The following is an 11,784-nucleotide window of genomic DNA, read 5'->3' on the forward strand; positions in this document are numbered from 1 at the left end:
CGGCCGCGGACCCATGGTCCGCGGCCGTCGCCTTTTGCTCTGTGTTTACTGCTCTGGTGCTGTGCCGTGTCAGGAAGCGCGGCGGGCCCTGGCGGCCCGGCGCTTCAGTGCACGGCGCTCGTCCTCGCTCATGCCGCCCCACACGCCGGCATCCTGTCCGGATTCCAGCGCCCACTGCAGGCAGGTGTCAACGACCGGGCACCGGCGGCAGACGCTCTTGGCTTCTTCGATCTGCAAGAGCGCGGGGCCGGTGTTGCCCACGGGGAAAAACAGCTCCGGGTCCTTGTCGAGGCAGGCCGCGCGATTACGCCAATCCATGCTGATCAGTCACTCCATTCCTGGGAAGTCAATAGCCTTTGTGAAAATATTCACTAGGGCTTACATAGGAAAGGGGCCCTGCAGGGCCCCCTTGGTCATCTGGATCAAGCGTTTCATGTTAACGCTGTGTAAACAAGGGGTAGGGGGCCACGAAATACCCTAGAAGCGTGAGCGATGCATCACATCAGCGGGCTGCCCCGCCGTGTGTCGACTATGTCGGGTAGTGTGCCAGTGTGTCAAGACCCCCAAAAGACCCGTCCGGCCCGTCAGATGATGCCGGAAATCCCGGTACTCCGCAGGACCGGGAAACAGCAGGAGCAGCGCCTTCCGGGCCCGGCCGTCCCCGCGCCGTCGCCGTGATCTCCGGGATTGTGGCACTTGAGGCCACGGTCCTGCTCGCCGCAGCAGGCTGGTACGGATTCCAGCTTGCCAGCGGGGCGCCCGTCATGTCCTTTTGGGGTGCCGTTTTTACGCTCGGCCTGCTGCTGGCGTTCGCGGCGTGGCTGTACGCCGTCGCCGTGTTCCTCTTCCGTGGTTTCCGCTGGCCAAGGGCGGGGGCGCTGGTGGCCCAGCTGTTCGTGCTAACCATTGGCTTCCCAACCCTCACCGGCGGACTCCCGGTAGCGGGGGCCGTGATGCTGATCCCTGCCGCCACGGCCATCGTTCTGCTGTTCGACAAACGCGTGATTCGCTTCGCCTCCCGCGCCGCGTCCGATCCGCCGGCACTCTAGGGCCCCCTGACATCGTCGGCCGCTGCCAGCTGGACGGGCATTGCGGCGCCGTCCGCCAGGAGCAGTGCGCGTCCGGGCGGGGGATGGGAGTCCGGCTCGATCCGCAGACCGAAGATGTCGCCGTCAAGCGGACTGCGGGGCGCAATGAGGATGCCTCTGCCGCTCGCGCGGGCTGCCAGCGCGAGGGGGAGCCGCTGCATCAGCGACTGGCTGAACGCGGCTGAGAAAACTACCGCCCAGCCGCGGCTGTTCAGGTCCATCAGGTGCTGCTGGGAAGCGGCCGGCAGCATGTCGGCGTCATCTACCAGGAGTATGGCGTCCCTCGGCAGTCGGCCTTCCACGGCATCGCGGTGGATATTGGTCCAAAAGTCTCCAGGACTCGGAGCCGGACCGGGGCGCAGCCACCCGGGCACTGACGGGTTCAGCGCCGGCAGTGAGGCCAGGAAAGATGACTTGCCCGAACCGGCGCTGCCCAGCACGGCCAGGACCGCGCCCTGCGGCAGGCGTACGTCGGCAGGGGCGGGTTCGTCCCCGCCCATGCCGACCACCAGGCGCCGGGCGGCCGGACGCCCGGGCTGGGTTGCGCCCTCGGTTCCGTGCAACCGGGACAGCACATCCGCCACCGCAAGCCGCACCGGAAGTGGATCCATACGGAAGGGCTTGACCCGCACCGGACCCTGCATCGCGTCGCTAAGGACCGTGCCCTTGCCGGATCCCGCAAATCCGCGTCCCGGGGCATACAGCTGGCAGGCCGCCTGGCGCCCGGCCGACAAGGCACCCGATGCGACGGCGCGGCCGGGAACTGACGGAACCTCGGGCATTGAGGGCCACACCAGCCTGCTCTCGGCGCTGGCGCCCCGCGGGCAGTAGAGGCGGTTGGGAATGGCCGGAAAGAACCGCGATGTCACGAGTTCGCGGTCGCCGGAGATCACCACAGTGATTCCGGCAGGGCGGCCATCCCGGACGATGTCCTGGAGATGGTCTTCGGCGCGGGTGAGAGGGCCGGCGCGGAGGGCAGACAGCCACGAGCCCCAGCCTGAAATGACCAGCACCAGTGGCGGACCGGAGGCCGCCGGAAGCCGGCTGAGGCGCTGCGACATTTCGACCGCCAGGCGTTCCAGGAGGCGCACGCCTCGGCGGACGTCGTGGAGGCTCACAAAGGATCCGGTGCGGTGCGCACCAGCCAGGCCCGTCAAGGACCCGTCTGCATCGAGGACGTAGAAGTGGCACTCCGTGGGATGGGACAGGAGCTGTTGCGTTGCCGCCGACATTGCGTGGGCCGCATCACGGGATCCGGCGCCGATCACCGCCAGATGCCCCTCTGCGCCGGGCCGCCAGGTCAGGGCGGCGAGCCGCTGCTCCTCGGGCAGGTCCAGCAAGCCCAGCCCTACCGCCCAGTCCCCGGCCGTTCCCGCGACGGGGCGTTCCGCGGTGAGTGCTGCCACGTCAGCGGGGCCCGCCAGCACGTCCGGCAACGGCGGAGCCACAGGACGGTGCACCGGGGAACCGCCTATCCCGGCCCACAGGGAGGCGGTCAGCTCCACCACCGGCACGGCAGCGTCCGACGGGGTTTCCGGCGGAGGGCTGCAGCCGCGGAGGGAAGGCTGCATCGCCAGGGCCGCCCTGGCCTCAAGCACTCTGACCCGGCAGGACGCAGAGACCTCGTCGTCGGCGGAGCCAAGTGATGCCGACTGGAACTCCTCGGCAGGTTCGCCACCCTTGGCCAGGTAGGCGCGGCCTGGCCGGTTGACGGGAATCGCCGCGGCCGCACTGGTGCCGATCACATCGGCCGATTCATGTGCGGACTGCACCCGGAGGGCGATGCTCGTCGTGACATTCGCGCGGATGTCCGCCGTGAGGGCTCCCTGCGGGCGCTGGGTGGCCATGATCAGGTGGATCCCCAGCGACCGGCCGATGGCCGCAATCCTCATCAGTTCGGTCAGGGTCTGGGGAGCTTCCTCTACGAGCATCCGGAACTCATCGATGACGAGGACCAGCTGGGGGAGCGGCGGACCGCCGGAGGGGGACAGGCGGTAGGCGGCCAGATCCGGGGCGTGAGCGGCGGCCAGCAGCTGCTCACGCCTGCGGACCTCCGCCCGAAGTGACACAATCGTGCGCCCCAGTTGGCTGCTCGCAAGGTCCGTCAGCATGCCGACACAGTGCGGAATGCTGACCAGCGGACTGAGTCCCGACCCGCCCTTGAAATCGAAGAAGATGACATTGACGCGGTCCGGCGGATAGCTCAGCGCGAGCCCGGCGGTGATGGTGCGGAGCAGCTCCGACTTCCCGGAACCTGTGGTGCCCGCAACGAGGACATGCGGGCCGTCTGCTTCAAGGTCGAGGACGCGCACGCCCCGGGCCGTGCGGCCCAGGGGGACGGTAAGTCCTGGCTCCAGCCTGCCCGCCGCCCAGCGCTTGGCCGTCGCAGCGGCCGTCTGGTCAAGGAGACCTCTAAGCCCGCAGCGTGCAGGGACGGACTGTCCGCCCGCCGGCGCACCGGGGATGGACTGCCCGCAGGCCCGGCAATAGCGGTCGAAAACGCGGGCCGGCACCAGGTCAGCCACGAAGCGGTGACATGCATTGCCGGTCCGAAGCACGGCTCCGCGCTCGCCGAGCTCTATGTCGGTCTCCGCCGGCTGCTGTTCCGCACCCGGGAGGTGGACAACCCGCCAGCCCAGTCTCCGGGCCGTTGCGATGATGCCGGCCCCGCGGATGCCGTCTGCTGGCCCGGCAAGTCCCGTCCCGTCGGATGCTGTACCGCCGAAGAGCAGCAGGACGCGGGGCAGGCCCGTCTCGCCCGAGGTGTCCGTCAGGGCCGCCATGATGTCCGGAACCCGTGAGTGAAGTGAGACGCCGGGAAGGAACCGCGCCGCGAGCGGCAACGCGGAAGCCGGCCCGTGGATTGCGATCCGGGTACCCCTGGCCAGGGGATACCCGGTGAGCTGCATGAGGAACGAGCGGACCAGGCCCTGAACTTCCGCTTCCGGACCCCGGACGGAAACAACCGCATGACCCGGGTCAAGGAGCAGCGGCACCGCCCCGAGCCGGGGCGGTCTGAAGCCCGGCAGATCCGGTTCGATTCGTATGTTGGCCGGTTGATCGGCGAGTCCGAGACGGAGCCAGACGCCGGGGCCAGGCTTGGGCCCGGAAATTTCCGTGGACGTGGACGTTTCCTCCTCGGCGGCGCTGCCGGTTGCGGCAGGGCTCCGGCCCGTTCCTGCTGGGCTCCGCCCGGGAAACGCAGCGCCCAGCGCAAGGACGGCAGCGGACGGCGCCGACCGCCGTCGTCGGTCCAGGTCCTGCTCAGCTGCCGCCGCGACTGCCGATCTCAGTTCCCGGCGCTGGCGGGAGCCCGACGCCACGGGGACAAGGAGTGTCACCGCCGAGACGGCTGTGAAAGCCAGAAACATCCACGACCGCGTCGCCAGCGCCAGCCACACCCCCATGATCACGGGGAGTATGGCCCCGAGAACCAGAACGGCCCTGCCTGCCGGAGCGGCCTGGCGCTGGACGATCAGCGGCTCCGCCACCGATCGCCCGGCAAAGCCCAGGTCAGCATCGCCCGCCTCTGCCGGCGCAGCAAGCATGACCGACATGGAGGAGTTGCCGCAGCGGATCCGGGAACCGATGGCGACGGGCGTTTTGGAGACCCGTTTGCCATCCACCTCGGTTCCGTTGATGCTGCCAAGGTCCACAAGGGTCAGGGCTGTGTCCGAAACCTCAATGCCGGCGTGCTCCCGGGAGAGATCCGCATCGGGAATGGTCAGGTCGGCGTTGGTCCGGCCGATCCGGTAGCTTCCCCGGCGCAGCGGAAGAACAGTCCCTGCCGCGGGGCCGCTCTCCACCGCGAGGAGCACGGCGGAGGGAAGTTCGCCGGCAGCTCCGTGCACGAACCCGGAGCTGCCGGCGTGGCCGTCCACCAGGACAGCCCCGTTGACCAGGGGCGGCCTGCCGAGCGTCAGCCCCCTGAGCTGCAGGCCGGCAACAGTCAGGCCGCCCGTCCCGAAACTGCGCCGAACCTCTGCCTCCAGGGCGGCCCCCGGGCAGCCGTCCGGTGCCGCCACCGTCAGCTCGACCGGACCGGCAGGGGGACCGGACCCGGCCGAAACGGCCCCGGGGGCGCGCACCAGCGTGCACTGCAGCTGCACCGGGGACCTCCGTTCTTCGGGAAAACCTGGGCACCACGCTAGTGACGCCACGGCCGGAACGGATGCCGTGAATTCGTCCATGTGGATAACCCGGGCGGCTTCTCCGCAGCGCGCGGGAGTGCGACGCCGACGCACTCGCGGAATCGGCGTAAGGTCCGGTCAGCGGATAGTGTTAAGCAAAACCGGGTGTGGCAGCGTGGCTGCCGCCTGCCAGTCCTGAGAGAAAAGGCTTCTGACTCGTGAAGATTGCTGTAATTGCGTTGGGAAAAATCGGGCTGCCGCTGGCTGTCCAGTTTGCTTCCAAGGGCCATGACGTTGTCGGCGTCGACGTCAACCAGCAGGTCGTGGAGCTGATCAACGCGGGGACCGAGCCGTTTCCGGGCGAGGCCCACCTGCAGGAGAAACTTTCCGAGCTGGTCCCGGCGGGCAAGCTGCGCGCCACCACGGACTATGCCGAGGCTGTTCCCGGCGCCGACGCCGTCGTCCTGGTTGTCCCGCTGTTCGTGGACGCCGACGCCAAGCCTGACTTCGGCTGGATGGACGGCGCCACCGCCGAGCTGGCCAAGCACCTGACCCCGGGCACCCTGGTGTCCTACGAAACGACCCTGCCGGTGGGAACGACGCGTACGCGCTGGAAGCCCGCCCTCGAGGCCGGCTCGGGGCTGGTGGAAGGCCAGGACTTCCACCTCGTCTTCTCCCCGGAGCGCGTTCTGACCGGACGGGTGTTCGAGGACCTGCGCAAGTACCCCAAGCTGGTGGGCGGCCTGTCCGAGGCGGGCGCGGCCAAGGCTGTTGAGTTCTACGAAGCCGTGCTGGACTTCGACGAGCGTGCCGACCTTCGCCGGCCGAACGGCGTGTGGGACCTGGGGTCCGCCGAGGCGTCCGAGCTGGCCAAGCTGGCCGAGACCACGTACCGCGACGTGAACATCGGGCTGGCCAACCAGTTCGCCCGGTTCGCCGGAACCGCGGGCATTGACATCTATCAGGTCATCGAGGCCTCCAACTCCCAGCCGTACAGCCACATCCACCAGCCGGGCATCGCCGTGGGAGGCCACTGCATCCCGGTGTACCCGCGCCTGTACCTCTGGAACGACCCCGAGGCGACGGTGGTCCGGGCCGCCCGTGCCGCCAACGCGGACATGCCGGACTACACGGTGGGCCTGCTCGAGGGCGCCTACGGCGACCTCACCGATGCCCGGGTGGTGGTGCTGGGCGCCGCCTACCGCGGCGGTGTGAAGGAGACGGCGTTCTCCGGCGTTTTCGACGCCGTGTCCAGCCTGGAGAAGCGCGGCGCCTTGGTGACGGTCCACGATCCGCTCTACACGGACGTTGAACTCGAGAAGCTCGGCTTCACCGCGTACCACGTTGGTGAGCCCGTTGACGCAGCCATCGTCCAGGCCGACCATGCCGAATACCGCACGCTGTCCCCGGCTGACCTGCCTGGCATCAAGGCCTTCATCGACGGCCGCCGGGTGAGCTCCGCCGACCAGTGGGACGGTGTCGTTTACCGCGTTATCGGCAAGGCCTAAGAGCGCTTCGCGGCAGCCTTTGCCGCTGCGGCCAGGCCGCAGCGGCACTTCTGAGAGGAACCAAAGTATGACGACGACCATTGCTCCGAGCGCCGACGTTTCGGACCAGGCCATCCTCGGTGAGGGAACGAAGATCTGGCACCTGGCGCAGGTGCGCGAACAGGCGAACCTCGGCGCGAACTGCATCGTGGGACGCGGCGCCTACGTCGGCACCGGCGTGCAGATCGGCGAGAACACGAAGATCCAGAACTACGCCCTGGTGTACGAGCCGGCCAAGCTCGGCAAGGGTGTCTTCATCGGTCCGGCCGTGGTCCTGACCAACGACACCTACCCGCGGTCGGTCAGTCCCGACGGCTCCCTCAAGAGCGCCCACGACTGGACCCCGGTGGGCGTGACCATCGAGGACGGCGCATCCATCGGTGCCCGCGCCGTGTGCGTTGCCCCGCTGACGGTGGGGCGCTGGGCCACGGTTGCGGCCGGCGCTGTCGTCACCAAGGACGTGCCGGCCTTTGCCCTGGTGGCCGGTGTCCCGGCCAAGCGGCTTGGCTGGGTGGGCAAGGCCGGCGAGCCGCTGCGCCAGGAGGGCGGCTTCTGGGTCTGCCCCGCCACCGGTGCCAAATACATTGAAGACGGAAATTCCCTGAAAGAGTCTGAGGAGAACGCATGAGCTACGACTTTATCCCCGCGGCGAAGCCGATCATCGGCGACGACGAGCGGGCCGCCGTCGACGCCGTTCTGGCCACCGGAATGCTGGCCCAGGGCCAGCAGGTCGCCGAATTCGAAAAGGAATTCTCCGAGGTTCTCCTCGACGGCCGCTCCTCCGTGGCCGTGAACTCCGGCACGTCGGGCCTGCACCTGGGGCTCCTGGCCGCCGGCGTGAAGGCAGGCGACGAGGTCATCGTCCCCTCGTTCACCTTCGCCGCGACCGGCAACTCCGTGGCGCTGGCCGGGGCCACCCCGGTGTTTGCCGACATCGAACTGGACCACTACACCCTGGATGTGGACCACGTCGCCTCGCTGATCACGGACAAGACCAAGGGCATCATGCCGGTGCACCTGTACGGCCACCCGTTCGACGTCGAGGGCCTCGGCAAGCTCGCCGCAGAGCGCGGCATCGACCTGTACGAGGACGCCGCCCAGGCCCACGGTGCCAGCTTCAACGGCCAGAAGGTCGGAACGTTCGGCAAGTTCGCGATGTTCAGCCTGTACCCCACGAAGAACATGACCTCCGGTGAGGGCGGCATGGTCTCCACCCCCGACGCAGGTGTGGAGCGGAACCTGCGCCTGCTGCGGAACCAGGGCATGGAAAAGCAGTACGAAAACGAGCTCGTGGGCTTCAACGCCCGGATGACCGACCTGCACGCCTCCATCGGCCGGGTCCAGCTCAAGAAGGTCCTCGGCTGGACCGGGCAGCGCCAGCAGAACGCCGCCTTCCTGACCGCCAACCTCCAGGGCGTCGGCACGCCGAAGGTTGCCGAGGGCGCGTCCCACGTCTACCACCAGTACACGATCCGTGTGCCCGAGGACCGTGACGGGCTGGCCAAGGCACTCCGCGAGGAGTACAACATCGGCACCGGCGTGTACTACCCGGTTCCGAACCACCGCCTGCCCTCGTTCAACCGCACCGAGGACCTGCCGAACACGGAAACCGCCGCCAAGGAAGTCCTCTCCCTGCCGGTGCACCCGTCCCTGAGCCAGAACGACCTGGACCGCATCGTCACCGCCGTCAACAAGCTCGTCCAGGCAGGTGCCTGATGGCTAACCTGCGCGTCGGCCTCATTGGCCTGGGCATGATGGGCCGCCACCACGCCCGCGTGGTGCGGGAGCTCGACGGCGTCGACCTGGTCGCCGTTGCCGACTCCTACGGCGACCCGCACGGCGTCGCCGGCCAGCTGGACGTCCTGTCGTCCGTGGACGAGCTCATTGCCGCGGGGATCGACATGGCAGTGGTGGCCGTGCCCACCGGCTTGCACGAGGAAGTCGGCCTTGCCCTGGCCGACGCCGGCGTCCACACCCTCGTGGAGAAGCCGATCGCATCCAGCGCCGAGGCCGGTCAGCGCCTCGTCGACGCCTTCGAAGCCAAGGGCCTCGTCGGCGCCGTCGGCCACATCGAACGGTTCAACCCGGCACTGCAGTCGCTGCGCAAGCGGATCGAAGCTGGCGAGCTCGGCGATGTCTACCAGATCGCCACTCGCCGCCAGGGCCCCTTCCCGGCCCGGATCGCCGACGTCGGCGTGGTCAAGGACCTCGGCACGCACGACATCGACCTGACCGCATGGCTGGCCCAAAGCCGCTTCGAGTCGATCTTCGCCCGCACCACCACCCGCAGCGGCCGCCCGCACGAGGACATGGTCGCCGCGACAGGACAGCTCGGCAACGGCGTCATCACCAACCACCTGGTCAACTGGCTCTCGCCGATGAAGGAACGCCTCACCATCGTCACCGGTGAAAAGGGCGCCTTCGTGGCAGACACCATCACGGCCGACCTGACGTTCTTCGAGAACGGCACCGTCGCCACCGAATGGGAGTCCATGGCCGCGTTCCGGGGCGTCTCCGAAGGCAACGTCACCCGGCTCGCCATCGCCAAGCCGGAACCGCTGCGCACCGAACACGAAGCCTTCCGTGACGCCGTCCTCGGACTGCGCAGCGACGTCGTCACCATGCGCGAAGGCCTGGATACCCTCCGTGTGGCCGAAGCCGTGCTCGAGTCCGCCACCAACCGGCAGATCGTGAAGATTGCTGCTTCGTGAGTGAAAACCGACCTGTCAGGGTCACCGTGGCAACACGGCTCTTCACGCCGGAAGTGGGCGCGGCCTCATTCCGGCTGAGAGCCCTCGTGGACGGCCTGGCGGCCAAGGATGCCGACGTTAGTGTCGTCACCACCAGGCCGCCCAAGGGATCGCCGGCGTTCAAGCCCCGGTACAAGGTCTCCCGGTGGCCCGTGCTGCGGGACGCCGGGGGAAACGTTCGCGGCTACGTGCAGTACATGAGCTTTGACGTGCCCGCCTTCTTCCGGCTGCTGTTTTCGCCGGCAGACGTCGTCGTCTCCGAGCCGCCGCCCACCACCGGCGTGGTGGTGGCGCTGACATCGGCGCTGCGGCGCAGGCCATTCGTCTACTATGCCGCCGACATCTGGACCGAAGCGTTGTCCGCTACGGACGTTCCCGCCGTCGTCATCCGCGTCATGCGGGCCGCGGAGGGCTTTGCGCTGCGCAGGGCGGCCAAGGTCATCGCCATCTCGGACGCCGTGGCGCAGAAAGTCGAGCAGTTCGGCGTTCCGCGGAACCGCATCACCGTCGTCGGCAACGGTATTGACACCTCGGTGTTCGGGCCCGAGGGGGAGACTGCCGGGTCAGACGGACCGTACTTCGTGTACACCGGAACCATGTCCGAGTGGCAGGGCGCCGATATCTTCATCCGCGCTCTCCCCGCCGTGCTTGCCGAGCACCCCGGTGCCAGCATCCGCTTCTTCGGCCAGGGGGCCGACGAGCCCCACCTCAGAGAGCTCGCAGAGAAAACAGCGCCGGGCCGCGTGACGTTCGGCGGCGTCATACCGCCGGCCGACGCGGCCCGCTGGATCCGCGGAGCCGCCGCGGCCCTGGTCAGCATCAAACCGGGCCAGGGGTACGACTTTGCCAAGCCCACCAAGATCTATGCCGCCGCGGGCTGCGGGACGCCCGTGGTCTTCGCCGGAACAGGGGAGGGCGCGGCGCTCGTCTCCGGCAACGGACTCGGCGAAGCGGCCATCTACGACGTGGACAGCGTCGCCGCAGCCATGTGCCGTGTTGCCGCCGGCGAAAAAACCGGCGGCAACGCGGACGGCCGGGACGCGAGGGCAGGCTGGGTTTTGCAGCACGCGTCGCTGGCAACCTCAGGGCAGCATGCCGCCGCTGAAGTGCTTTCGACCGTGGCCAGGTCCGAACCTGCGGCCAGCGGGCAGATCCCAGGCGGAAACCGATGATCAGCGATTACGCAGTCACGGTCGTGATCCCTGTCCACCAGCTGAACCGGCCCATCGCCCGTGCGGCAGGCTCGGCGCTTGCGGCTGGGAACCCGGGTCAGGTGAAAGTCCTTGTGGTGTGCCACGGGATTGCGGCGGACGACGTCCGCAGACTGTTGTCGGAAATTCCGCTGGAGCACGTGGAACTTCTGGAATTCGCCGACGGTATTCCCTCGCCCGCCGGGCCCATGAATGCCGGGCTGAAAGCCGTTGCGACACGTTATGCCTCCCTCCTTGGCTCGGACGATTACCTGGAGGCGGGCGCTCTGTCGCAGTGGATTGCCCAGGCGGACGCCAGCGGCGCCGATGCCGTGCTCGCCCCGTTGCGAACGCAAGGCGGAACGCCGATCCGCTCTCCGCGGCTGCGCCTGTTGCGCCGCGGGCCGTTGCATCCCGTCCGCGACCGTATCGCCTACCGGACTGCGCCTCTTGGCCTCATGCGCATGGCGGCCATTGAGCGGCTCGGCATAGCGTTTATAGGCGGGCTGCGAACAGGGGAGGACATCGACTTCAGCCTCCGGCTGTGGTTCAGCGGGGGCAGGGTCGAAATGGGCCGGCCCGGCAGCGCCTACATAGTAGGGGAGGACGCCGTGGAGCGGGTGACCGGCCAAATGCTGCCCCTAACCGAAGAGTTCCGGGCGCTGATGGACGTGGTCAATGCCGGTTGGGTCCAGGAACTGCCCGGCCCGGCCAGGCACGCCATCGCTGTTAAGATCCTCCGCGTCCACGTCCTGTCGGCGATGTACCGGCGCGGCGGCAATTTCCCCTGGACCGCGGAGGACAGGGCGGCGCTAGCTGCGGCGGTGGATGCCATCAAGGCAGTGGCTCCGTCCGTTGAGCGGCCGCTCAGCGTCGCCGAGCTGGAGCTGCTGCGGCTCGCTGAAGCACCCCAGTCCAGCCTGGAGAGCTTTACGAACGGGTTGACAGCCTGGCCGTCGGGAGGCTACCGGACGCAGATCCTGACGCCACGGCTGTGGGACAACCTGCGGCGTGAAAGCAATTTCAGGTACTACGGCGCCGAAAAAATCACCTCAGTCCGTCGTTAGGTTCGGCCGGTC

General features: G+C 68.4%; 9 protein-coding genes. 7 read left to right on the forward strand and 2 right to left on the reverse strand.

From position 1 onward, the window contains the following. Window positions 1-69: 69 nt before the first annotated feature. Window positions 70-318, reverse strand: a complete 249-nt coding sequence (locus R5O87_RS21840; RefSeq protein WP_003804966.1) for a WhiB family transcriptional regulator — start codon at window positions 316-318, stop codon at window positions 70-72. 233 nt (window positions 319-551) lie between these two features. On the opposite strand from R5O87_RS21840, the gene R5O87_RS21845 reads away from it, so the two are divergent. Then, window positions 552-1,049 carry a hypothetical protein gene (locus R5O87_RS21845; RefSeq protein ID WP_410554033.1) on the forward strand — a complete coding sequence of 166 codons (498 nt, stop codon included), beginning with the start codon at window positions 552-554 and terminating at the stop codon, window positions 1,047-1,049. Here R5O87_RS21845 and R5O87_RS21850 read toward each other — a convergent pair. Further along, window positions 1,046-5,197, reverse strand: coding sequence for an FtsK/SpoIIIE domain-containing protein (locus R5O87_RS21850; protein ID WP_410554034.1), 4,152 nt, complete (start codon window positions 5,195-5,197; stop codon window positions 1,046-1,048). The genes R5O87_RS21845 and R5O87_RS21850 overlap by 4 nt on opposite strands. A 239-nt stretch (window positions 5,198-5,436) precedes the next feature. Here R5O87_RS21850 and R5O87_RS21855 point away from each other — a divergent pair, with 239 nt between their 5' ends. The 6 genes from R5O87_RS21855 to R5O87_RS21880 all read left to right on the forward strand — a co-directional run bounded on the left by R5O87_RS21855 (window position 5,437) and on the right by R5O87_RS21880 (window position 11,772). Next, the gene (locus tag R5O87_RS21855; protein WP_410554035.1) at window positions 5,437-6,726 is read left to right on the forward strand and encodes a nucleotide sugar dehydrogenase; all 1,290 of its coding nucleotides are present in this window, start codon (window positions 5,437-5,439) and stop codon (window positions 6,724-6,726) included. Window positions 6,727-6,793: 67 nt separating this feature from the next. Then, complete coding sequence (locus tag R5O87_RS21860; RefSeq protein WP_387097828.1) at window positions 6,794-7,393, forward strand: acyltransferase; 600 nt, start codon at window positions 6,794-6,796, stop codon at window positions 7,391-7,393. Next, window positions 7,390-8,481 carry a DegT/DnrJ/EryC1/StrS family aminotransferase gene (locus R5O87_RS21865; protein WP_410554036.1) on the forward strand — a complete coding sequence of 364 codons (1,092 nt, stop codon included), beginning with the start codon at window positions 7,390-7,392 and terminating at the stop codon, window positions 8,479-8,481. Before R5O87_RS21860 ends, R5O87_RS21865 begins: the two co-directional genes overlap by 4 nt. Beyond that, on the forward strand, window positions 8,481-9,476 hold the full coding sequence (locus tag R5O87_RS21870; RefSeq protein WP_410554037.1) for a Gfo/Idh/MocA family oxidoreductase: 996 nt from the start codon (window positions 8,481-8,483) through the stop codon (window positions 9,474-9,476). The genes R5O87_RS21865 and R5O87_RS21870 overlap by 1 nt, the downstream gene beginning before the upstream one ends. Beyond that, the gene (locus tag R5O87_RS21875; RefSeq protein WP_410554038.1) at window positions 9,473-10,687 is read left to right on the forward strand and encodes a glycosyltransferase family 4 protein; all 1,215 of its coding nucleotides are present in this window, start codon (window positions 9,473-9,475) and stop codon (window positions 10,685-10,687) included. The genes R5O87_RS21870 and R5O87_RS21875 overlap by 4 nt, the downstream gene beginning before the upstream one ends. Then, a complete protein-coding gene (locus tag R5O87_RS21880; RefSeq protein ID WP_410554039.1) occupies window positions 10,684-11,772 on the forward strand; it encodes a glycosyltransferase family 2 protein in 1,089 nt (362 codons plus the stop codon). Before R5O87_RS21875 ends, R5O87_RS21880 begins: the two co-directional genes overlap by 4 nt. Window positions 11,773-11,784: the final 12 nt, after the last annotated feature.

This window comes from Arthrobacter globiformis (assembly GCF_046536215.2).
Taxonomy (GTDB): domain Bacteria; phylum Actinomycetota; class Actinomycetes; order Actinomycetales; family Micrococcaceae; genus Arthrobacter; species Arthrobacter globiformis_E.